32 protein-coding genes are annotated in these 22,151 nt (G+C 60.9%); 2 read left to right on the top strand and 30 right to left on the bottom strand.

The window, feature by feature from the left end; all coding sequences use genetic code 11:
- Positions 1–11: 11 nt before the first annotated feature.
- The 5 genes from PAN08_RS04330 to PAN08_RS04310 form a co-directional block, all read right to left on the bottom strand.
- On the bottom strand, positions 12–491 hold the full coding sequence (locus PAN08_RS04330) for a hypothetical protein (protein WP_269790282.1): 480 nt from the start codon (positions 489–491) through the stop codon (positions 12–14).
- A 121-nt stretch (positions 492–612) separates the two neighbouring features.
- Positions 613–2,493: a propionate--CoA ligase gene (gene prpE / locus PAN08_RS04325; protein WP_269790281.1), complete on the bottom strand. Its 1,881-nt coding sequence runs from the start codon at positions 2,491–2,493 to the stop codon at positions 613–615.
- Positions 2,494–2,748: 255 nt separating this feature from the next.
- A complete protein-coding gene (locus PAN08_RS04320; protein WP_269790280.1) occupies positions 2,749–3,372 on the bottom strand; it encodes an RluA family pseudouridine synthase in 624 nt (207 codons plus the stop codon).
- 158 nt (positions 3,373–3,530) lie between these two features.
- Positions 3,531–4,514, bottom strand: coding sequence for a malate dehydrogenase (locus tag PAN08_RS04315; RefSeq protein WP_269790279.1), 984 nt, complete (start codon positions 4,512–4,514; stop codon positions 3,531–3,533).
- Between the two features lie 118 nt (positions 4,515–4,632).
- Entirely contained in the window at positions 4,633–5,127 is a 495-nt protein-coding gene (locus PAN08_RS04310) for a peptidylprolyl isomerase (protein ID WP_269790278.1), read from the bottom strand.
- A gap of 213 nt (positions 5,128–5,340) precedes the next feature.
- On the opposite strand from PAN08_RS04310, the gene typA reads away from it, so the two are divergent.
- Positions 5,341–7,185, top strand: coding sequence for a translational GTPase TypA (gene typA / locus PAN08_RS04305; protein WP_269790277.1), 1,845 nt, complete (start codon positions 5,341–5,343; stop codon positions 7,183–7,185).
- Positions 7,186–7,190: 5 nt separating this feature from the next.
- Entirely contained in the window at positions 7,191–7,664 is a 474-nt protein-coding gene (locus PAN08_RS04300; RefSeq protein ID WP_269790276.1) for a DUF2127 domain-containing protein, read from the top strand.
- Positions 7,665–7,766: 102 nt separating this feature from the next.
- On the opposite strand, the gene PAN08_RS04295 is transcribed toward PAN08_RS04300, so the two are convergent.
- From PAN08_RS04295 to rplB, 25 genes are all read right to left on the bottom strand, one after another.
- A complete protein-coding gene (locus tag PAN08_RS04295) occupies positions 7,767–9,149 on the bottom strand; it encodes a 3-deoxy-7-phosphoheptulonate synthase class II (protein WP_269790275.1) in 1,383 nt (460 codons plus the stop codon).
- 34 nt (positions 9,150–9,183) lie between these two features.
- Positions 9,184–9,699: a disulfide bond formation protein B gene (locus tag PAN08_RS04290; protein WP_269790274.1), complete on the bottom strand. Its 516-nt coding sequence runs from the start codon at positions 9,697–9,699 to the stop codon at positions 9,184–9,186.
- 145 nt (positions 9,700–9,844) lie between these two features.
- Complete coding sequence (rplQ, locus tag PAN08_RS04285; RefSeq protein WP_055767523.1) at positions 9,845–10,231, bottom strand: 50S ribosomal protein L17; 387 nt, start codon at positions 10,229–10,231, stop codon at positions 9,845–9,847.
- A 190-nt stretch (positions 10,232–10,421) separates the two neighbouring features.
- The gene (rpoA, locus tag PAN08_RS04280) at positions 10,422–11,420 is read right to left on the bottom strand and encodes a DNA-directed RNA polymerase subunit alpha (protein WP_269790273.1); all 999 of its coding nucleotides are present in this window, start codon (positions 11,418–11,420) and stop codon (positions 10,422–10,424) included.
- 54 nt (positions 11,421–11,474) lie between these two features.
- Complete coding sequence (rpsD, locus tag PAN08_RS04275; protein ID WP_269790272.1) at positions 11,475–12,104, bottom strand: 30S ribosomal protein S4; 630 nt, start codon at positions 12,102–12,104, stop codon at positions 11,475–11,477.
- A 14-nt stretch (positions 12,105–12,118) separates the two neighbouring features.
- Positions 12,119–12,511: a 30S ribosomal protein S11 gene (gene rpsK, locus PAN08_RS04270; protein WP_057629606.1), complete on the bottom strand. Its 393-nt coding sequence runs from the start codon at positions 12,509–12,511 to the stop codon at positions 12,119–12,121.
- Between the two features lie 12 nt (positions 12,512–12,523).
- A complete protein-coding gene (gene rpsM, locus PAN08_RS04265) occupies positions 12,524–12,880 on the bottom strand; it encodes a 30S ribosomal protein S13 (protein ID WP_057633111.1) in 357 nt (118 codons plus the stop codon).
- A 351-nt stretch (positions 12,881–13,231) separates the two neighbouring features.
- A complete protein-coding gene (gene secY, locus PAN08_RS04260; protein ID WP_269790271.1) occupies positions 13,232–14,587 on the bottom strand; it encodes a preprotein translocase subunit SecY in 1,356 nt (451 codons plus the stop codon).
- Positions 14,588–14,594: 7 nt separating this feature from the next.
- Entirely contained in the window at positions 14,595–15,038 is a 444-nt protein-coding gene (gene rplO, locus PAN08_RS04255; RefSeq protein ID WP_269790270.1) for a 50S ribosomal protein L15, read from the bottom strand.
- Between the two features lie 6 nt (positions 15,039–15,044).
- On the bottom strand, positions 15,045–15,230 hold the full coding sequence (gene rpmD, locus PAN08_RS04250) for a 50S ribosomal protein L30 (RefSeq protein WP_269790269.1): 186 nt from the start codon (positions 15,228–15,230) through the stop codon (positions 15,045–15,047).
- Positions 15,223–15,765, bottom strand: coding sequence for a 30S ribosomal protein S5 (rpsE, locus tag PAN08_RS04245; protein ID WP_057633107.1), 543 nt, complete (start codon positions 15,763–15,765; stop codon positions 15,223–15,225). Before rpsE ends, rpmD begins: the two co-directional genes overlap by 8 nt.
- Positions 15,766–15,922: 157 nt before the next feature.
- Complete coding sequence (gene rplR / locus PAN08_RS04240) at positions 15,923–16,276, bottom strand: 50S ribosomal protein L18 (protein WP_269790268.1); 354 nt, start codon at positions 16,274–16,276, stop codon at positions 15,923–15,925.
- A 33-nt stretch (positions 16,277–16,309) separates the two neighbouring features.
- Positions 16,310–16,837 (bottom strand): 50S ribosomal protein L6, encoded by a 528-nt coding sequence (gene rplF, locus PAN08_RS04235; protein WP_269790267.1) that lies wholly within the window; start codon positions 16,835–16,837, stop codon positions 16,310–16,312.
- Positions 16,838–16,852: 15 nt separating this feature from the next.
- Complete coding sequence (gene rpsH / locus PAN08_RS04230) at positions 16,853–17,251, bottom strand: 30S ribosomal protein S8 (protein ID WP_269790266.1); 399 nt, start codon at positions 17,249–17,251, stop codon at positions 16,853–16,855.
- Positions 17,252–17,467: 216 nt separating this feature from the next.
- The gene (gene rpsN, locus PAN08_RS04225) at positions 17,468–17,773 is read right to left on the bottom strand and encodes a 30S ribosomal protein S14 (RefSeq protein ID WP_269790265.1); all 306 of its coding nucleotides are present in this window, start codon (positions 17,771–17,773) and stop codon (positions 17,468–17,470) included.
- 18 nt (positions 17,774–17,791) lie between these two features.
- On the bottom strand, positions 17,792–18,334 hold the full coding sequence (rplE, locus tag PAN08_RS04220; protein WP_269790264.1) for a 50S ribosomal protein L5: 543 nt from the start codon (positions 18,332–18,334) through the stop codon (positions 17,792–17,794).
- An 11-nt stretch (positions 18,335–18,345) separates the two neighbouring features.
- Positions 18,346–18,663: a 50S ribosomal protein L24 gene (rplX, locus tag PAN08_RS04215; protein ID WP_057633101.1), complete on the bottom strand. Its 318-nt coding sequence runs from the start codon at positions 18,661–18,663 to the stop codon at positions 18,346–18,348.
- Positions 18,664–18,679: 16 nt separating this feature from the next.
- On the bottom strand, positions 18,680–19,048 hold the full coding sequence (gene rplN, locus PAN08_RS04210) for a 50S ribosomal protein L14 (protein ID WP_019186153.1): 369 nt from the start codon (positions 19,046–19,048) through the stop codon (positions 18,680–18,682).
- Between the two features lie 13 nt (positions 19,049–19,061).
- A complete protein-coding gene (gene rpsQ / locus PAN08_RS04205; protein WP_269790263.1) occupies positions 19,062–19,331 on the bottom strand; it encodes a 30S ribosomal protein S17 in 270 nt (89 codons plus the stop codon).
- A gap of 11 nt (positions 19,332–19,342) precedes the next feature.
- Positions 19,343–19,528, bottom strand: a complete 186-nt coding sequence (rpmC, locus tag PAN08_RS04200) for a 50S ribosomal protein L29 (RefSeq protein WP_269790262.1) — start codon at positions 19,526–19,528, stop codon at positions 19,343–19,345.
- A complete protein-coding gene (gene rplP, locus PAN08_RS04195; protein ID WP_057629593.1) occupies positions 19,528–19,941 on the bottom strand; it encodes a 50S ribosomal protein L16 in 414 nt (137 codons plus the stop codon). Before rplP ends, rpmC begins: the two co-directional genes overlap by 1 nt.
- A gap of 5 nt (positions 19,942–19,946) precedes the next feature.
- Positions 19,947–20,681: a 30S ribosomal protein S3 gene (gene rpsC / locus PAN08_RS04190; RefSeq protein ID WP_057633099.1), complete on the bottom strand. Its 735-nt coding sequence runs from the start codon at positions 20,679–20,681 to the stop codon at positions 19,947–19,949.
- A gap of 17 nt (positions 20,682–20,698) precedes the next feature.
- Entirely contained in the window at positions 20,699–21,034 is a 336-nt protein-coding gene (gene rplV, locus PAN08_RS04185) for a 50S ribosomal protein L22 (RefSeq protein ID WP_269790261.1), read from the bottom strand.
- Between the two features lie 12 nt (positions 21,035–21,046).
- Entirely contained in the window at positions 21,047–21,316 is a 270-nt protein-coding gene (rpsS, locus tag PAN08_RS04180; protein ID WP_269790260.1) for a 30S ribosomal protein S19, read from the bottom strand.
- A 6-nt stretch (positions 21,317–21,322) separates the two neighbouring features.
- Complete coding sequence (gene rplB / locus PAN08_RS04175; protein ID WP_057633096.1) at positions 21,323–22,150, bottom strand: 50S ribosomal protein L2; 828 nt, start codon at positions 22,148–22,150, stop codon at positions 21,323–21,325.
- Position 22,151: the final 1 nt, after the last annotated feature.

The raw sequence follows: 22,151 nt of genomic DNA, 5'->3' as shown, positions 1-22,151 counted from the left end.
GCCTCATCAGTTCAGGCCATCACCAACGCGCGCGTCTCATCCAACCAACGGCTGGCAAAGGCCGGACTCTTGGCCTTGCCGAGCGCGGTGGCGACTTCCGGCCACAACTGCTCCAGCCCGACTGCCGTGCGACTGCGCTCGATCTTCAGCTGGATCAGGTAGCCCTTCAGGCCCAGGTGTTTGCGTACCGATTCGGCCATCCAGTCACGCAGCTGCTGGTAGCGCAGCGGGTCGTCTCCCAGTTGCACCGTAACCGGCACGTCCGGGATACGTTCGACGCTGCCACCGATGGCTTCAATCAGCGTCATCGACACCAGCTGCGCCAGGACGTCTTCCGGCGCGCGCAGCCCCTGCGCCATCTGCTGCAACTCACGCGCATCGCGCTGCCCGTCCACCAACAGCAGCACCGAACGCAGTGCCGGCGCCAAACGCAACGCGCGGTCTTCCATTTCACGACGGCCAGCAGCCGTCTTGGCATAGATCAATGCCATTCCCCCTCCCACAGTTGTGCATCGCAATCACGGCACGCGTCATCGACCCGGAGCCCCCGCCCCGGTTCTGATTACCTGTCCACGTACCGCCCCCTTGCGATCGCTGCGCCTGTGGCCTGCGCTATTTCCCCAGCGCGCGGCGGATTTCATCCAGTGCGCCCGGGTCGTCCAATGTGGACAGATCCCCCGGGTCGCGCTGCTCCGCCAAGGCCTGCAACGAACGCCGCAGCAGCTTACCCGAACGCGTCTTGGGAAGCGCGTTGACGATATGCACGTGCGCCGGACGTGCCACCGCCCCCAGCGAACCGGTGACGCGCTGCATCATTTCCGCAGCAAGCACTGGCACCTCCTCATCGGCGGCCGCCTGTTTGAGGGTCACGAACACCAGCGGCACCTGGCCCTTGAGCTCGTCGTGCACCCCGATCACCGCTGCCTCGGCCACTCGCGGGTGGCTGGCGATGGCTTCTTCGATCTCGCGCGTACCGAGCCGATGCCCGGCGACGTTGATCACATCGTCGGTGCGACCGAGGATGAAGGTGTAGCCCTCTTCATCACGGATGGCCCAGTCCAGCGAGCTGTAGAGCAGTTCATTGAAGTGGCTGAAATAGCTCTTGAGGAAGCGCTCGTCGTCGTTCCACACCGTGCTCATGCAACCCGGCGGCAAGGGCGGTTGGATCACCAATACGCCTTTCTGCCCGGGCGCCACTTCCGCCCCGCTCTGCTCGTCAATGATCTTCATCTTGTAGCCGAGGTTGGGGAATCCCGGCGAGCCGAACTTCACCGGTTTCATGTCCAGACCCGGCAGCAGCGTCAGTGCTGGCCAACCGGTTTCGGTCTGCCAATAGTTGTCGATCACCGGCTTATGCAGGGCGCCACTGATCCATTGCGCCGTGGGTTGATCCAGCGGCTCGCCTGCCAGGAACAGATACTTCAACTCGGACAGATCATGGCGATCAATGAAGTCGACATCGTGTTTCTTCAACACGCGGATCGCGGTGGGTGAAGAGAACATCGTGCGCACGCCATATTGCTCGCACAGCGCCCACCAGATGCCGGCGTCGGGGTTGATCGGCAACCCTTCATACAACAGTGACGTGCAGCCACCAATCAACGGCCCATATACGTTGTACGAGTGGCCCACCGCCCAGCCGACATCCGAGGTGGAAAACATCACCTGCCCCGGTGCGCAATCAAACACCGTGCGCATCGACTGCGCCATCGCCACCGCATAGCCGCCCACATCGCGCTGCACGCCCTTGGGTTTGCCGGTGGTGCCGGAGGTGTACAACAGATAGCTGGGCGCGTTGGACTCCAGCCATTCCACGGGAACTTCCACATCGCCAACCTGCGCGCGCAACATGGCGTAGTCCTCATCGCGCCCCGCCAGTTTCGGTTCCGCCGCATCCAGCCCACGCGAGACAATCAACACTTTGGGTGGCGGACTCTGCGCTTCCGCGCACGCGGCATCGACCATCGCCTTGTACGGGATGACCTTGCCAGCACGCATGCCGGCATCCGCGGCAATCAACAATTTGGGTTGTGCATCGTCGATACGCAGCGCGAGGTTGTGCGCAGCAAAGCCACCGAACACCACCGAATGCACTGCACCAATACGCGCACAGGCCAGCATCGCGAACACCGCTTCGGCCATGTTGGGCATGTAGATCACAACGCGATCACCGCGGCCAACATCGAGCCGCTGGAGCACGGCGGCGAAAGCATTCACCTCGCGATACAAATCGCGATATGTGATCTCGCGGGTGGTGTTGGTTTCAGTGGAAATGGCCACGAGTGCGAGTTGATCTGCACGTTCGGCAAGATGGCGATCAACCGCGTTGTAGCAGAGGTTGGTTTCGCCACCGACGAACCAACGCCGGAATGGCGGATTCGAATAGTCGAGGATCTGCTGCGGAGCGCGATGCCAGTAAATCGCCTTGGCTTCTTCGGCCCAGAACGCCTCAGGCGCTTCGATGGAACGGCGGTAGATCTGCTCGTACTGCATGACATCCTCCGGAACCTACGTTGTAGGCCGAGCATAGTCCTGACACCACATCGAGCTCCCTGCGACGATGGTCTTACGACGAAAGATTGGGGATGAGAGCTGCCCTCACCCCACCCCCTCTCCCGTACACGGGAGAGGGGCTAGTGCACCGCGAGACGATGCAGTGAGTGCAATCGCTGCTTTTTAAAAGCCCCTCTCCCGTGTACGGGAGAGGGGTTGGGGTGAGGGCAGCTCCTGCTCCTACATACCGTCAAATCAAAAAGCACACCCAGAAACAAACTCCATCACCTCACCCGTCACCGGATGCACAAACACCAACCGACTCGCATGCAGACACACCCGCCGCGCCGGCGATGCGCCATAGAGCAGATCGCCAACAATCGGATGCCCAATGCTGGTCATATGCAGCCGCAATTGATGCGTGCGACCGGTCACCGGCTCAAGCTCCACGCGCGAGTGCCGTGCCTCCGCATCCGTCCCCAGCAACCGCCAACGCGTGAGCGCCGGCTTGCCCAGCTCAAAATCCACTTTCTGTCTGGGCCGGTTCGGCCAATCTCTCATCATCGGCAACGCGACCTCGCCCGCGTCACCGTCCAGCAATCCTTCCAGCAACGCCTCATAGCGTTTGCTGACCAGGCGCTTCTCGAATTGCCCGGATAACGCCGACTGCATCGCCTTGCCGCGCGCATAGACCATCAATCCCGAGGTCACCTGATCCAACCGATGCACGGTCAGCACATCCGGATACAAGGCCTGCAATCGCGAAACCAGACAATCCTGGTTCTCCGGCAAACGCCCCGGCACGGACAACAAGCCGGCAGGCTTTTCAGCCACCAGCAGTGCATCGTCGATGTAATGCAGCGCGATTTCGTTGTCCATGCCAATCACAGGAAAGCAGTACCTATCAGTGCCGAGCAATGCCTGGTAGAGGCGTTGTTTGCAAAGCGCCACGGCACCCTGCCCCGCCCTGAAACAGTCAAATAAAAACGGGGAAGCCGAAGCCTCCCCGTTCATTGCATCACGTCAGAACGCTGCGGTTACAGCAGATCAGCAACGCCAGCACGCTCTTCTTCCAGCTCACCCAGGGTGATGTCGATGTACTTCTTGGAGAAGTCGTCGATCGGCAGGTCCTTGATGATGGTGTACTGGCCGTTCTCGGTGGTCACCGGGAAACCGAACACCACGCCTTCCGGAATGCCGTAGGAGCCGTCGGACGGCACGCCCATCGTCACCCACTTGCCGTTGCTGCCCAGCACCCAGTCATGGATGTGGTCGATGGCAGCATTGGCCGCCGATGCAGCCGAGGACAGGCCACGGGCAGCAATGATCGCCGCGCCACGCTTACCGACGGTCGGGATGAAGGTGTTGGCGTTCCATTCCTGGTCGTTGATCAGCTCGGCCACCGAAGCGCCGCCGCTGGTGGCGAAACGGTAGTCCGGGTACATGGTCGGGCTGTGGTTGCCCCACACGGTGAACTTCTCAAAGCTGTCCACGGCCTTGCCGGTCTTGGCAGCCAACTGGCTCAGCGCACGGTTATGGTCCAAGCGCAGCATGGCGGTGAAGTTCTTCGGGTTCAGGTCCGGCGCGGATTTCATGGCGATGTAAGCGTTCGTGTTGGCCGGGTTGCCAACCACCAGCACCTTCACATCGCGCTTGGCGACGGCGTTCAGGGCCTTGCCCTGCACGGTGAAGATCTTGGCGTTTTCCAGCAGCAGGTCCTTACGCTCCATGCCCGGGCCGCGCGGACGGGCGCCGACCAGCAGGGCCACGTCGACGTCCTTGAAGGCCACCAGCGGATCAGCGGTGGTCACCACGCCAGCCAGCAGCGGGAATGCACAATCTTCCAGCTCCATGACCACGCCCTGCAGCGCGGCCTGGGCCTTTTCGTTGTCGATTTCGAGCAGCTGCAGGATGACCGGCTGGTCCTTGCCGAGCATTTCGCCAGAAGCGATGCGGAACAGCAGGGCGTAACCGATATTGCCGGCAGCGCCGGTCACGGCAACACGTACGGGTGCTTTCATGGGGGTTTCCTCTGCTAAGAAGCGTGTCGTGGGGGTGAAACCCTGCCACCGCGTGGGAGCGGCACCAGGGCCAGAATCAGAAACGGCCACTTGATGAATAGGTGGCCGTCGAGAACAATCAGGCGGCGAGGATCTTGTTCCACTCGGCGACGCGGTCGGCCTTGGCGGCCAGCACGGCGTCGGTGTCGCCTTCCAGGGTGATCGCGTTCAGGGCGTCGCCCTGCTTGATCGCATCAACCACATCCAGACCTTCAAGCACCTTGCCAAACACGGTGTGCTTGCCATCCAGCCAATCCGTCTTGATGTGGGTGATGAAGAACTGGCTGCCGTTGGTGTTCGGGCCGGCATTGGCCATGGACAGCACGCCGCGCTCGTGGCGCACGCCGTTCTTGGTCTCATCTTCAAAGCGGTAGCCCGGGCCACCGCGGCCGGAGCCTTCCGGGCAGCCGCCCTGGACCATGAAGTCCGCAATCACGCGGTGGAAAGCCAGCCCGTCATAGAAACCGTGCTTGGTCAGGTTGACGAAGTTGGCCACGGTCAGCGGTGCCTTGTCGGCGAACAGCTCGACCTTGATCAGGCCGCGGGAGGTGTCGAAATTGGCAATCAGGGACATGGGAATCCTTGTAGGAGAAGACATCTTGCGCTAGCCGCATAGGATACACCCGCCCTCGCCGGACTGAATCCCCCTCCCTTTGCCACCTCTGGCGGGGTCCAGCTGAACGGGTTGCGGACCACAGGGGACAAGGAATTTTCCTGTTGGCAAAACATACCGGTATAATGTTGGACTTCTTTTCCCCATTCACGGCACCGGCTGGCCGTCTTTCGCATGTCCATCGAAAATCTTCGCAACATCGCCATCGTCGCCCACGTCGACCACGGCAAAACCACCCTCGTCGATCAGCTGCTGAAGCAGTCTGGCACCCTGTCCGAGCGCACGGTGCTTGCCGAGCGCGTGATGGACAGCAATGACCAGGAAAAAGAGCGCGGCATCACCATCCTGGCCAAGAACACGGCCATCACCTGGGAAGACAAGAAGACCGGCATCAAGAACCGGATCAACATTGTCGACACCCCGGGACACGCCGACTTCGGCGGCGAGGTGGAGCGCGTACTGTCGATGGTCGACACCGTGCTGATCCTGGTCGACGCGATGGACGGCCCGATGCCGCAGACCCGCTTCGTCACCCAGAAGGCCTTCGCGATGGGCTTCAAGCCGATCGTCGTGGTCAACAAGGTTGACCGCCCGGGCTCGCGCCCGGAGTGGGTGATCGACCAGGTGTTCGACCTGTTCGACAAGCTCGGCGCCACCAATGAGCAGCTCGACTTCCCGATCGTCTACGCCTCGGCCCTGAACGGCTATGCCGGCTTGGAAGACACCGTCCGTGACGGCGACATGACCCCGCTGTACGAAGCCATCATGCAGCACGCGCCGATGCCGGAAGTCGACCCGGAAGGCCCGTTCCAGATGCGCATCAGCCAGCTGGACTACAACAACTTCGTGGGCGTGATCGGCATCGGCCGCATTCAGCGCGGCACCCTGAAGAAGGGCATGCAGGTTGCGGTAATCGACCGTGAAGGCAAGAAGCGTAACGGCAAGATCGGGCAGGTACTGGGCTTCCTGGGCCTGGAGCGTATCGAGCAGGACAGCGCAGAAGCCGGCGACATCGTTGCCATCTCCGGCATTGCCGAGCTGACCATCTCCGACACGCTGTGCCACCCGGAAACCCCGGAAGCATTGCCGGCACTGACCGTCGACGAACCGACCATCTCGATGACCTTCCAGGTCAACAACTCGCCGTTCGCCGGCAGCAAAGACCTGTCCGGTGGCAAGTTCCTGACCAGCCGCCAGCTCAAGGACCGCTTGGACCGCGAGCAGGTCCACAACGTGGCCCTGAAGGTTGAGCAGCTGGAAGACGCCGACAAGTTCCTGGTCTCCGGCCGTGGTGAGCTGCACCTGTCGGTGCTGATCGAAACCATGCGTCGTGAAGGCTACGAGCTGGCCGTGTCGCGCCCGGAAGTGATCATCAAGCAGATCGACGGCCAGGCCATGGAGCCGATCGAGCAGCTGGTGGTGGACATTGAAGAAATTCATCAGGGCGGCGTGATGGAAAAGCTGGGCTCCCGTAAGGGCCAGCTGAAGAACATGGAATCGGACGGCAAGGGCCGTGTGCGTTTGGAATACCAGATCCCGGCCCGCGGCCTGATCGGCTTCCAGAACGAGTTCAAGACCCTGACCCAGGGTTCTGGCCTGCTGTTCCACGTGTTCGACCATTACGGCCCGAAGGAACAGGGCGCCATCGCCAAGCGCCAGAACGGCGTGATGATTGCCAATGCTCCGGGCGCCACCCCGGCGTACTCGCTTGGGCCGTTGCAGGAACGCGGCAAGCTGTTCGCCGCCGAAGGTGACAACGTGTATGAAGGCCAGCTGGTCGGCATCCACTCCAAGGACAACGACCTGACCGTCAACGCCATCAAGACCAAGCCGCTGACCAACATGCGCGCTTCGGGTAAGGATGACGCGATCCAGCTGACCCCGGCGATCAAATACTCGCTGGAACAGGCACTGGACTTCATCGAGGACGACGAGCTGGTCGAAATCACCCCGAAGGAAATCCGTCTGCGCAAGAAGGGTCTGACCGAAAGCGAGCGCAAGAAGTCTTCGCGCGGCTGATTGGATTGACCAGCAACACGCCCTACAACCCGGATCCGCACGCGCATCCGGGTCTGGCAGCCATCGCGCTGCTGGAAGCGGGAAAGGCCATCGCGGCCTTTCTCGCTGCGGCGGGCCTGGAAATTTCCGGGCCTGCTCCGCTTCGCAATATCATCAATGTCCTGATCCACCGCATGGGTGGTGACCCCGAGAACGGCGCGTTCTCGTCGCTACTGGGCATGATCACCCCCGATACCGTTCACCTCGGCGCCGCTGTATTGGTTGCGTACGGCCTACTGCGCACGCTCGAAGCGTGGGGGCTGTGGCGCGCGAAGGCTTGGGCCTCATGGCTCGGCTGCATCTCCGCCGCGCTGTATCTGCCGCTGGACATCTACGCCATCGTCAAACACCCGGGCTGGGCCTCATGGCTGCTGTTGGCGGTGAATGTATTGGTCGTGTGGGTATTGGCGCGCGACATCGGCAAGCGTCGCAAGCACTAAACGGGCATAGAAGCCCTTTCTGCAATGCCGAGCCAAGCTCGACATCGCACTTTCGCAGCCTTACCTCAGCGGAGCGCGGCTCCGCCATACATCACCTGGCAATCAGCCTGCGATGTTGCTGCTCTGCTTGCGCACGATCGCCATTGCGATTTCCAATGACTGCTCGTAGTTCAGACGCGGGTCTACGCTGGAACGGTAGGCGCGCTCCAGATCGCGCTCAGTCAACTCACGTGCGCCACCCGTGCATTCGGTAACGTCTTCGCCAGTGAGCTCAAGGTGCACGCCACCCAAGCGCGTTCCCGCAGCAGCGTGCAGGTCGAATGACATCTCCACTTCGCTGCGGATGTTGTCGAAGCGACGGGTCTTGTAGCCGTTGCTGGTGCTTTCGGTATTGCCATGCATTGCATCGCATACCCAAAGCACACGACGACCGTCGCGCCTCACTGCATCCAGCAGCGGCGGCAGCTTTTCAGCGATCTGCGATGCGCCCATGCGATGAATGAAACTGAGGCGGCCGGGCTCGTCCTCCGGGTTGAGCACGTCCATCAAACGCAACAGCTGATCTGGCTGCACCGACGGCCCGACTTTGATCGCAATCGGATTGCGTACGCCGCGCAGGTATTCCACGTGCGCGCCATCCAGCGCCGCCGTGCGCATGCCGATCCACGGGTAATGCGTGCTCAGGTTGAACCAGCCATGTTGACGCGGCACCTGCCGTGTCAACGCCTGCTCGTAATGCAGCAGCAACGCCTCATGCGACGTGTAGAAATCCACCCGATTGAGGTTATGCACCTGCGAACCGGAGAGGGTTTCCATGAAGTCCACCGCATCACCAATCGAGGCAACCATCTTCTGGTACTCGGCGGCCAGCGGCGAATAACCCATCCAGCTGAGATTCCAATATTCGGGATGGTGCAGATCGGCAAAACCACCGTCGATCAACGCACGCACGAAATTCATGGTCAGCGCAGAACGCGAGTGCGCGGCAATCATTCGCTGCGGGTCAGGCAGACGTGCCGCCTCGGTGAACTCCGGTGCATTGATCACGTCGCCGCGATAACTCGGCAACGTCACATCGCCACGCGTTTCGGTATCGGCCGAACGCGGCTTTGCATACTGGCCGGCGAAACGCCCCACGCGCACCACCGGCATACGCAGGCCGTGCACCAGCACCAGGCTCATCTGCAACAGCACTTTGAGCCGGTTGGAGATCATGCCGGATTCGCAATCGGCAAAGTTCTCTGCGCAGTCGCCACCTTGCAGCAGGAAGCGCTTGCCCTCCTGCGCTTCAGCCAACTGCTGCTTCAGCGCGAAGATCTCCCACGAGGTCACCAGCGGCGGCAGCCGGCGCAACTCCGCCAGCGCTCCATCCAGTGCCTGTGCGTCCGGGTAGGTCGGCATCTGCAGCGCCTGCTTGCCGCGCCAGCTGTCGGGCGCCCAATTGGAATCCGTGGCGGCCGTGGACAGCGGGGATGACAGGTTCATACAAGTACCGTTGTTTTACAGGGGAAAAGGGAAATCAGAGTCGGCGCGACTTGCGCGCACGCAGGCCGGCATACAACCCGCCCAGACCCAGCACCACAAACCAGACCAGGCTCCACATCGGCATACTCAGGCCGAGGAAGGTCCAATCAATGTTGCCGCAATCACCGGTACCGGTCAGCACCGTGCGAAACACTTCAAATGGCCCCATGGTTTCACTCAGAAAGCTGAGCGGCGGGCCACAGCTGCTACCCAGATCCTTCGGCAACAACTGCACATACACATGCCGCCCGGCAATGCCGGCACCAATGCCGGCCAGCACCAGCGTCAGTACGCCGTACGCCACGCGCCCAGCGCGACGGGATGGCCCATGCAGCGCACCCAACAAGAAGCCAACACCCAACGCCGCAAAGGCGATGCGCTGGTAGATGCACAGCGGGCACGGCACCAGACCCATCTGGATCTGCGTGTAGATCGCAAAGGCCAGCAGCCCTGCGCAGACCAGAAAGCCCGCCAGAAACTGGGCGCGAAAACTCCAACGCAAAGGATTCATCACATCAATCCGATTCAATAGTGCGGCAAGAGTACCAGCCCATCCCGTGACTGGCAGCAGCGGTTGCAATGGCGACTTTGCATAAGCAAAAAGCCCGACCTAGGCCGGGCTTTTGCTTCATCCGCTGAAGGATGGAAGTACGCGATTACTCAGCGACTTCTTCCGCAACAGCAGCCGGACGATCAACCAGCTCGACGTAAGCCATCGGAGCGTTATCGCCAGCGCGGAAGCCGCATTTCAGCAGACGCAGGTAGCCGCCCGGACGGGTGGCGTAGCGCGGGCCCAGGATGGTGAACAGGTTGCCTACGGCTTCCTTGTCACGCAGACGGGCGAACGCCAGACGACGGTTGGCGACCGAATCAACCTTGGCCAGGGTAATCAGCGGCTCGGCAACGCGGCGCAGTTCCTTGGCTTTCGGCAGGGTGGTCTTGATCAGCTCGTGCTTGAACAGCGACGCAGCCATGTTCTTGAACATTGCTTCGCGGTGGGCGCTGGTACGGTTGAACTTGCGGCCCGATTTCTGATGACGCATGGGACTAATTCCTTGAAATGAATGGTAGGACGTTGGATTTCTCTGTCGCCATCCTGGCGTTGTTGCACGGACTGCGGGTGGTCCTGACCGCCCCTCCTGGACGGCCGGCGCCGCGGCTTGTCAGCCGTCAACGCGGGTACTGCGACAACATTCCCCCGCATGGATTCCCATGCGGGGGAACAGGTGTTGCTTAACCAAGCATGCCGTGAGCGGCGACACCGGCCGGCGGCCAGTTCTCCAGCTTCATGCCAAGTGACAGGCCACGCTGGGCCAGCACTTCCTTGATCTCGGTCAGCGACTTCTTGCCGAGGTTCGGGGTCTTGAGCAGTTCCACTTCGGTCTTCTGGATCAGATCACCGATGTAGTAAATGCTCTCGGCCTTCAGGCAATTGGCCGAACGCACGGTCAGCTCCAGATCGTCGATCGGACGCAACAGCACCGGATCCACGCCGTTGTTGGCCGGCTTGGCCGCACCGCGATCGCGGTGGGTGAAATCACCGAACACGGACAGCTGATCGCTGAGGATGTCGGCCGCGGTGCGGACAGCTTCCTCGGCATCGATCGTGCCGTTGGTTTCGATATCAATGACCAGCTTGTCCAGATCGGTGCGCTGTTCAACGCGAGCCGCTTCCACCGAATAGGCGACGCGGCGAACCGGCGAGAACGAAGCATCCAGCACCAGACGACCGATCGCACGGGTTTCTTCGTCCGGACGACGACGCGCGGCCGCCGGCTGGTAGCCGAAGCCACGCTCGATCTTCAGACGCATGTTGATCGATGCGTCCTTGGTCAGATGGCAGATCACGTGGTCGCCGTTGATCACTTCGACGTTGTGGTCCAGCTTGATGTCTGCAGCAGTCACGATGCCCGGGCCCTGCTTGGACAGGGAGAGCGTGGCGCTGTCGCCGGTGTGCATACGGATAGCCACGTCTTTCAGGTTGAGCAGGACATCCAGCACGTCCTCCTGCAGGCCTTCAAGCGTGGTGTATTCGTGAAGCACGCCGTCGATCTCGACTTCGGTAATGGCGAAGCCCGGGATGGACGACAGCAGCACGCGACGCAGGGCGTTGCCCAACGTATGCCCGTAACCACGCTCCAGCGGTTCGATCACGACCTTGGCGCGGGTCTCGGTAAGGCGTTCGATCTGCGGACCGCGAGGACGCAGAACCTGGTTTGCGGTAACCGTCATGTTGCGGGGTCTCCTGCGAACCTCCGGTGCAACCCGGAGGTTCTCCATTGTGAATTACTTCGAATACAACTCGACGATCAGCGCTTCGTTGATATCCGCAGGCAGGTCCGCACGATCCGGCACAGCCTTGAAGACGCCGCTGAACTTCTTCGAATCGACTTCGACCCACGACGGGCTGAGGTCGTGCTGCTCGGCAACGACCAGGGCTTCCTGGACGCGCAGCTGCTTGGCAGCCTTTTCCGACAGAGCGATCGCATCGCCAGCCTTGACCTGGAACGAAGCCAGGTTCACCGACTTGCCGTTGACCGTGACACCGCGGTGCGAAACCAGCTGACGAGCAGCCGGACGCGTCACTGCGAAGCCCATGCGGTAGACGACGTTGTCCAGACGGGTTTCCAACAACTGCAGCAGGTTCTCGCCGGTGTTGCCCTTCTTGGTCGAGGCCTTCTTGTAGTAGTTGCGGAACTGACGCTCCAGCAGACCGTAGATACGCTTGACCTTCTGCTTTTCACGCAGCTGGGTAGCGTAGTCGGACAGCTTGCCCTTACGGGCGGTAGCGCCGTGCTGGCCGGGCTTTTGCTCCAGCTTGCACTTGGAGTCCAGCGCACGGGCCGGGCTCTTGAGAGAGAGGTCGGCGCCTTCGCGACGGGCGAGCTTACAGGTAGGACCGATATAACGAGCCATTTCTTATCGCTCCTTTAGACGCGACGCTTCTTCGGCGGACGGCACCCGTTGTGCGGGATTGGCGTCACGTCGATGATGTTGGTGATCTTGTAGCCGACGTTGTTCAACGAACGTACGGCCGACTCACGGCCCGGACCCGGACCCTTGATGCGGACTTCCAGCGACTTCAGTCCGTAATCCAGCGCAGCCTTGCCAGCCTTTTCGGCGGCAACCTGAGCGGCGAACGGAGTCGACTTACGCGAGCCACGGAAACCGGCGCCACCGGAGGTCGCCCAGGACAATGCATTGCCCTGACGGTCGGTGATGGTCACGATGGTGTTGTTGAACGAAGCGTGGACGTGAGCAACGCCATCAGTGATGACGCGCTTGATCTTCTTCTTGGTTTTTGCTGCTGCGGGCTTAGCCATTTCTTAGGTCCCTTACTTCCTGATCGCCTTGCGCGGACCCTTACGGGTGCGGGCGTTGGTACGGGTACGCTGGCCACGCAGCGGCAAGCCACGACGGTGACGCAGGCCGCGGTAGCAACCCAAGTCCATCAGGCGCTTGATTGCGATGCCGATTTCACGACGCAGATCGCCTTCGACAATGTACTTGCCGACTTCCAAACGCAGGCGTTCGATTTCCGGCTCCGACAAATCGCGGATCTTGGTGGTCGAAGCAACGCCTGCGACTTCGCAGACCTTCTTCGAACGGGTACGGCCGATGCCGTAAATGCTTTGCAACCCGACCCAGACATGCTTCTGGGCTGGCAGGTTGACGCCTGCAATACGCGCCATGACGCGGTTCTCCAGCTGAGTGATGGCCGAATACGCACCTTATAGGCGCGCCAATCCGGCAGGATGGATCAAAAATGTTAACTAGCGATACAAACAAGGTCTCGGTTTGCTTTGAAGCCCTTGGAACACGAGGTTCCATGGACCCGGCGTGGGGAGTGTGCCCATGCTCCGGCGCCGGATGTGCTTGGCTCGAGAGAGGACTCTCTTGCCGCCCGCGCTACTCCCGCGCGGAACAACCACATCGCACCCCCACCCGAAACCGCTGCGGGGGCCGCCCTTCTGTTTTGGAGACCTGCCCCGGGTGCCGGGGCGGTCATATCGCGCAATGAAGCGCCAAGTATAGCGGGTGAATCAGCCGCGTGCAAAACCACCGCGGTTGCCGCCCTTCAGGTTGGCCTTCTTGAGCAGGCTCTCATACTGGTGCGACATCAGATGCGCCTGGATCTGCGCAATGAAATCCATCACCACTACCACCACGATCAGCAGCGACGTGCCACCGAAGTAGAACGAGGCATTGAGCTGCGTGCGCATGATTTCCGGCAGCAGGCAGACGATGACCAGGTACAGCGAGCCAGCAGCCGTCAAACGGGTCAACACGGCGTCGACGTACTCGGCCGTCGCTTTGCCCGGACGGATGCCCGGAATCAGCGCGCCAGACTTCTTCAGGTTGTCAGCAGTTTCCTGCGAGTTGAACACCAACGCGGTGTAGAAGAACGCAAAACCGGAGATCAACGCAGCGAACACAATCATGTGCAGCGGCTCGCCCGGACCCAGCGCATTGGCAACCTTCTGCAGCCAGGTAGCCGAGCTGGCCTGGCCGGACCACATTGCCAGGGTGGCCGGGAAGGCCAGGATGCTGGAGGCAAAGATGGCCGGGATCACGCCCGCCATGTTCAGCTTCAGCGGCAGGAACGAGGTCTGATTCATGTAGGCATTACGACCGCCCTGACGGCGAGCGTAATTGACCGTGATACGACGCTGGCCGCGCTCGACAAACACTACGAAGTAGGTGAAAGCCAGCACCACCAGGACGATGATCAGCAACGAGATGAAGCTCATGTTGCCGTCACGGTAAGCCTCTACGGTATGGATCACCGCAGACGGCAGGCCAGCAACGATGCCGGCGAAAATAATCAGCGAAACACCGTTACCGATGCCACGCTCGGTGACCTGCTCACCCACCCACATCAGGAAGATGGTGCCAGCGGTCAGAGCGACCACGGCGGTGAACACGAATGCCATACCGGGGTTGTAGACCACGGCTGCACCGCCCGGCGACACCTGGTTCTGCAGTGCAAGCGCGATACTGCCGCCCTGCACTACCGCCAGAAGCACCGCGCCGATGCGCGAATACTGGGTGATCTTGCGACGGCCCGACTCACCTTCCTTCTGCATCGCCTTAAGCGTGGGGAAGATATGGACTGCCAGCTGCATCACGATGGACGCCGAGATGTACGGCATCACGTTCAACGCGAAAATGCTGAAACGGTGCAGGGCGCCGCCCGAGAACATATTGAACATGTCCACGATTCCGCCGCCCTGCGCCTGCATCAGCGCAAGCATGGCATCGGGATTGACGCCCGGCACCGGCACATAGCAGCCGATGCGATAGACGAGCAATGCCCCGAGTACGAACAGAAGACGCTGGCGAAGTTCTGTGAACTTGCCCATCCCGCCCGCGAGGTTACCGATGCCAGCTTGCGCCATGTTCCAGTTACTCCTGTACGCTGCCGCCGGCAGCTTCGATCGCAGCCTTGGCGCCGGCGGTTGCCGTAACACCCTTCAGGGTGAACGCCTTGCTCAGCTCGCCCTTCAAGACGACCTTGGCCTTCTTGGCAGTCGACGGGATCAGCTTGGCAGCACGCAGTGCGGCCACGTCGATCTCACCAGCTTCCAGACGATCAAGGTGGTAGGACAGCACTTCTGCAGTGTCCTTGGCCTTGTGCGAGAAGAAGCCGATCTTCGGCAGACGACGCTGCATCGGGGTCTGGCCGCCTTCGAAGCCAGCCTTGATCTTGCCGCCGCCCTTACGAGCGAACGAACCCTTGTGGCCGCGGCCGCAGGTCTTGCCCAGGCCGGAGCCGATACCGCGACCGACGCGGGTGCGCTCGGTGCGGGCGCCCGGTGCCGGGCTCAGTTCATTGAGACGCAAAGTCATGATCGATTACTCCTCAACCTTGACGAGGTAGTGAACCTTATTGATCAGACCGCGAACCTGCGGGCTGTCCTTCAGTTCACGCACATCGTTAATCTTGCTCAGGCCCAGGGCACGCACCGACAGGCGGTGACGCGACTGGGTACCACGCAGGCCGCGCACCAGGCGCACCTTGACGGTCTTGGACTCAGCCATGGTTGAGATCCTCCACCTTCTTGCCGCGCTTGGCAGCGATGCGAGCTGGCGACTGCACGCCAGCCAGACCCTTCAGCGTTGCGCGAACCAGGTTGATCGGGTTACGCGAACCCACTGCCTTGGCCAGCACGTTCTTCACGCCAACCGCTTCCAGGACGGCGCGCATGGCACCACCGGCAATGACGCCAGTACCTTCCGAAGCCGGCTGCATGAACACGCGAGCTGCGCCGTGACCATCCTTGACGGTGTGCCACAGGGTGCCGTTGTTCAGGTCAACGCTGATCTGGTTCTTGCGAGCCTGCTCCATCGACTTCTGGATGGCGACCGGCACTTCACGCGCCTTGCCGTAACCAAAACCGACCTTGCCTTCGCCATCGCCGACCACGGTCAGAGCGGTGAAGGTGAACTGGCGACCGCCCTTGACGGTCTTGCTGACGCGGTTGACCGCGACCAGCTTCTCGATCATGCCGTCGTCGACTTTCTCTTCGCGGTTGCGGTCGCGATCGCGACCCCGCGACTGACGTTCTTCTGCCATGTTGATTCCTTGATTGATTGAGTTATGTACGGCTCGGGGCCGCTTATGGTTGTGAAGTGAAGCGTTGAATCAGCCACGGCTGCATAAGAACCGTGGCCGCCCGGCACATCCGTGCCGGCAGACGGACAGGGGCGCAAGGCCCCTGCCCTTTATTGACTTAGAACTGCAGACCACCCTCACGGGCGGCATCAGCCAGCGCCTTGATGCGACCGTGGTAGCGGTAGCCCGAGCGGTCAAAAGCGACCTTCTCGATACCCGCAGCCTTGGCGCGCTCAGCGATCAGCTTGCCAACCTTGACGGCGGCTTCGCAGTTCTTACCGCTCTTCAGGCCTTCCTTGACTTCAGCCTGCCCGGTGTTGGCAGCAGCCAGCACCTGGGAACCATCGGCGGTGAAGACCTGTGCATACAGGTGCTGCCCGGTACGCAGGACCGACAGACGCGCAACACCCAGGGTGCGGATGTGCGAACGGGTCGACTTGGCGCGACGCAGACGTGCAATGTTCTTGTTCATGTTCTTTATCCTCGAAAGCTGAAAACCTAAGAATTAGGCCTTCTTGGCTTCCTTGCGAATGATGACTTCACCGGCGTACTTCACACCCTTGCCCTTATAGGGCTCCGGCGGACGGAAACCGCGGATTTTGGCGGCAACTTCGCCCACGACCTGCTTGTCCGAACCCTGCACGACGATTTCCGTCTGCGTCGGGGTCGACAGCGTGATGCCTTCCGGCGCCACGAACACGACAGGGTGCGAGAAGCCCAGCGACAGGTTCAGGTCCTTGCCCTGCATGGCAGCGCGGTAACCCACGCCCACCAGCTCCAGCTTCTTTTCGAAGCCTTCGGACACGCCCTGCACCATGTTGGCCAGGATCGAACGGACGGTACCGGTCAGCGCGTCGAAGGAAATATCCTTCGGATTCAGCGAGACGACGCCGTTGTCGACAGTGATTTCAACGCCAGCGGCCTTCTTCAGCGACAGCGAGCCCTTCGGGCCCTTGACGCTCACGGATTCCGGCTGGATGTTCAGTTCAACGCCCTTGGGCAGGTTGACTGGCTTCTTGGCTACACGGGACATAGTGGACTCCTTCCCTTAGGCCACGAAGCACAGGACTTCGCCGCCGACGCCCAACTGGCGCGCCTGCGCATCAGTCATGATGCCTTTGGAGGTGGAAATGATGGCGATACCCAGGCCGTTGAGGACCTTCGGCAGTTCAGACTTGCCACGGTACTGGCGCAGACCCGAACGCGAGAAGCGCTTCAGGGTCGCGATGACCGGCTTGCCTTCGAAATACTTCAGGACGATTTCAAGTTCGGCCTTGTTGTTTTCGATGTTGGTGACGCGCAGATCAGCAATGTAGCCCTCTGCCTTCAAAACCTCGGCGATTGCCACCTTGATCTTGGACGACGGGGCTTTCACCGTCTGCTTGCCAACCGCGGCCGCATTTTTGATGCGTACCAGCAGGTCGGCGATGGGATCAGTCATGCTCATGTAAGTACCTTTGAGTGCACCGATATCCGCTTTCGCGAAAATCTTGTGTTGTCCTGGGATGGGCCAGGCCCCCTACTCCACCGGCCAGTTTCGGGCAGGCAAGGAGCGGAATTATACGACAAAGAGTCCGACTTGCGTCGGACTCTTTGAAATTCACCTTCAGGTCGCCCTTCAGGTGTCCCAACCGGGCCTTTCGACCCGACGGGAAGCTGGTTATTACCAGCTGGCCTTGCGCAGGCCCGGAACGTCGCCACGCATGGTGGCTTCGCGCAGCTTGTTACGGCCGAGGCCGAACTTGCTGTACACGCCACGCGGACGGCCCGACAGTTCGCAACGGTTGCGATGGCGGCTCGGCGACGAATCGCGCGGCAGCTTCGACAACTTGATCACGGCGTCAGCCTTCTCTTCATAGCTCGCGTCCACGGAGGACACGATCTTCTTCAGAGCCGCACGCTTATCGGCGTACTTCACTGCCAGCTTCTTCCGCTTGATGTCGCGGTTGACCATTGAGGTCTTTGCCATTTCGGTTTCCTCGACGAATCAGTTACGGAACGGGAACTTGAACGCTGCGAGCAGCGCCTTCGCTTCCGCATCGGTCTTGGCGGTGGTGGTGATGGCGATATCCATACCGCGGATCGCATCGACGGCGTCGAAATCGATTTCCGGGAAGATGATCTGTTCCTTCACACCCATGTTGAAGTTGCCACGACCGTCGAACGAACGACCCGACACGCCGCGGAAGTCACGCACGCGCGGCAGCGAGATGTTGATCAGGCGATCCAGGAACTCAAACATGTTGTCACGACGCAGCGTGACCTTGCAGCCGATCGGCCAACCATCACGGATCTTGAACGAAGCCACCGAGACGCGCGACTTGGTGACCACCGGCTTCTGGCCGGTGATCTTGGTCATGTCGGCGACGGCGTTTTCAAGCACCTTCTTGTTGGTCGCAGCTTCACCGACGCCCATGTTCAAGGTGACCTTGACCAGACGCGGCACTTGCATCGGATTGGTGTAGCCGAACTGCTTGGTCAGCGCCGGCACCACTTCGTCCTTGTAGAACTTTTCGAGACGGGAATTCATCAATTCATTCCTCAGGCGTCAAGCGCCTCACCGCTGGAGCGGAACACACGCAGTTTGCGTCCATCCTCCAGCACCTTGAAGCCAACGCGCTCACCCTTGCCCGTCGCCGGGTTCAGGACTGCCACGTTGGAGATATGGATCGAAGCTTCGCGCTCGACCACGCCGCCGGCAACACCTGCCTGCGGGTTCGGCTTGGTGTGGCGCTTGACGATGTTCACGTTGGCGACGACCACACGGTCGCCGTCGACGCGGACGATTTCGCCCTGCTTGCCCTTGTCCTTGCCGGCGTTGACGACAACTTGGTCGCCCTTCTTGATACGGTTAGCCATGATTATCTCCTGGCGCTCACAGAACTTCGGGAGCGAGCGAGACGATCTTCATGAACTTCTCAGAACGAAGTTCACGGGTCACCGGCCCAAAGATGCGGGTGCCGATCGGCTCTTGCTTGTTGTTGAGCAGGACCGCGGCGTTGCCGTCGAAACGGATCAGCGAGCCATCGGCGCGACGCACACCCTTACGGGTACGCACCACGACGGCGTCATACACTTCACCCTTCTTGACCTTGCCGCGCGGAATTGCATCCTTGACGGTGACCTTGATGATGTCGCCGATGTGGGCATAACGGCGCTTGGAACCACCCAGCACCTTGATGCACATCAGTTCCTTCGCACCGGAATTGTCGGCGGCATCGAGGTAGCTCTGCATCTGGATCATGAGTCAGATCTCCTTATTCAGCCGCACGCGTGATGACTTCCACCACGCGCCAGTTCTTGGTCTTGGACATCGGAGCAATCTCAGTCACACGCACGACATCACCTTCTTTACAGGCGTTGTCGGCGTCGTGTGCGTGGAGCTTGGACGAGCGCTTGATGTACTTACCGTACAACGGGTGCTTGACCTGGCGCTCCACCAACACGGTGACCGTCTTGTCCATCTTGTTGCTGACGACACGGCCTTCGACCGTGCGCAGCGCTTTCACTTCAGTATTTTCGCTCATAGCAGCCATCCTTACTTCGTGCTGCCGATCAGGTGCTTGACGCGAGCAATCTCGCGGCGCACCCGGCGGGTTTCGTGGGTCTTCGGCAGCTGGCCGGTGACCTGCTGCATACGGAGCGAGAACTGCTCCTTACGCAAGTCGGTCAAGTGGACCTTGAGATCGTCAGCCGACTTCTCGCGGAGTTGTTTGATGTCCATCAGCGCACCGTCCGGGTTACGAAAGTGGTGGTCACCGAGAGCTTGGCAGCGGCCAGGCGGAACGCCTCGCGTGCCACTTCCTCGGTAACGCCCTCGACTTCATAAATCATGCGGCCAGGCTGGATCTGGGCGACCCAGTACTCCACGCCGCCCTTACCAGCACCCATTCGAACTTCGATGGGCTTCTTGGTGATGGGCTTGTCGGGGAACACGCGGATCCACATCTTGCCGCCGCGCTTGACGTAGCGGCTGATCGAGCGGCGAGCCGCTTCGATCTGACGCGCGGTCAGCTGGCCGTGAGCGGTTGCCTTCAAGCCGTACTCACCAAAGCTGACAGCATTTGCGCTCCAGCTCAGGCCGTCGTTACGACCCTTGAACATCTTGCGGTATTTGGTTCGCTTGGGTTGCAACATTGCCGTTACCTCGCTTCACGAGCCGGACGCGACGGACGGTCGCCACGGTCGCCGCGATCGTTACGATCGTTGCGCGGGCTGTCGTCCTGCTTTTCCTGGCCAACCTGGGAGAAATCGAAGATCTCGCCCTTGTAGATCCAAACCTTGATGCCGATGATGCCGTAGGTGGTGCTGGCTTCAGCGAAACCGTAGTCGATGTCGGCGCGCAGGGTGTGCAACGGCACACGGCCTTCGCGGTACCACTCCGAACGGGCAATTTCTGCACCATTCAAGCGGCCACCCACGTTGACCTTGATGCCCAGGGCACCCAGACGCATCGCGTTGCCGACCGAGCGCTTCATTGCACGGCGGAACATGATGCGACGCTCCAGCTGCTGCGCGATGGACTCGGCAACCAGCTGTGCGTCCAGCTCCGGCTTGCGCACTTCAGTGACGTTGATGTGCGCCGGAACGCCCATCATCTCGCTCACTTCCTTACGCAGCTTCTCGATGTCCTCACCACGCTTGCCGATCACCACGCCCGGACGGGCGGTGTGGATCGTCACGCGTGCGGTCTTAGCCGGACGCTCGATCAGGATCTTGCTGATGCCGGCCTGTGCAAGCTTCTTGCGCAGCATTTCGCGAACTTTCAGGTCGGCTGCCAGATAACCAGCAAACTCGGCCTTGTTGGCGTACCACTTGGAGTTCCAGTCCTTGGAAATACCGAGGCGGATACCAATCGGATGAACTTTATGACCCATGGTCTTTTCCTTTCCGCTTACTTGCCGGCGGCCACAACCACAGTGATGTGGCTGGTGCGCTTGAGAATGCGGGTACCGCGGCCTTTCGCCCGCGCCATGAAACGCTTCAGGGTCGGACCTTCATCTACCATGATGGTCTTGACCTTCAGCTCGTCGACGTCAGCGCCCTGATTGTTTTCGGCATTTGCGATTGCCGACTCCACGACCTTTTTGATCAGGAGTGCGGCTTTCTTATCCGAAAACTTCAGCAGGTTGACCGCACGCTCGGCCGGCAGGCCGCGCACCTGGTCAGCGACCAGGCGTGCTTTCTGCGCAGAGATGCGCGCGGAGCGCAGGATTGCTTTCGCTTCCATTGTCATCTCTCCTTACTTGCCCGACTTCTTGTCGCCACCGTGACCCTTGAAGGTCCGGGTGACAGCAAATTCGCCGAGCTTGTGGCCGACCATGTTCTCGTTGACGAGAACCGGGATGTGGTTCTTACCGTTATGCACGGCAATGGTGATGCCAACCATTTCAGGCAGGATCATCGAACGACGCGACCAGGTCTTAACCGGCCTTTTACTACCCGCAGCGGCCTCCACCTTCTTGATGAGGTGGTGATCGACGAACGGGCCCTTCTTGAGTGAACGTGCCATGGTCGATTAGCCCCTACGATCGCGGACGATGAATTGCTGAGTGCGCTTGTTATGGCGCGTCTTGTAACCCTTGGTCGGAACACCCCACGGGGTGACCGGATGCGGATTACCCTGACCGGCCTTGGCCTCACCACCGCCGTGCGGATGGTCAACCGGGTTCATTGCCGCACCGCGGACGGTCGGCTTGACGCCGCGCCAGCGCTTGGCACCGGCCTTGCCGAGCTTCTCAAGGTTGTGCTCGTCGTTGCCAACTTCACCAATGGTGGCGCGGCATTCGACCGGCACCTTACGCATTTCACCCGAGCGCAGACGCAGGGTGGCGTAGATGCCTTCACGAGCGACCAGCTGCACGGCTGCACCAGCAGCACGAGCGATCTGAGCGCCCTTACCCGGCTTCAGCTCGATCCCGTGGACGGTGGTACCGACCGGGATGTTGCGCAGCGGGAGGGTGTTGCCGGTCTTGATCGGAGCGTGAGCACCGGAGATGACCTGGTCACCCGCCTTCAGGCCCTTCGGGGCGATGATGTAGCGGCGCTCGCCGTCGACGTAGCACAGCAGGGCGATATGAGCGGTGCGGTTCGGATCGTATTCGATACGTTCCACGCGCGCCGGAATACCTTCCTTGTTGCGCTTGAAGTCGATCAAGCGATAGTGCTGCTTGTGACCACCACCCACGTGACGGGTAGTAATGCGACCGTGGTGGTTACGACCACCGGACTTGCTCTGCGGCTCCAGCAACGCTGCGTGCGGCGCGCCTTTGTGCAGATCGGGGGTGACCACACGCACGGCCGAACGACGGCCGGGGGAAGTGGGTTTGAATTTCATCAATGGCATG

It is taken from the genome of Stenotrophomonas sp. Iso1 (genome assembly GCF_027497995.1).
GTDB lineage: Bacteria > Pseudomonadota > Gammaproteobacteria > Xanthomonadales > Xanthomonadaceae > Stenotrophomonas.
The sequence above is the reverse complement of the archived record's forward strand: the minus strand, read 5'-3'. Positions and strand labels throughout refer to the sequence as shown.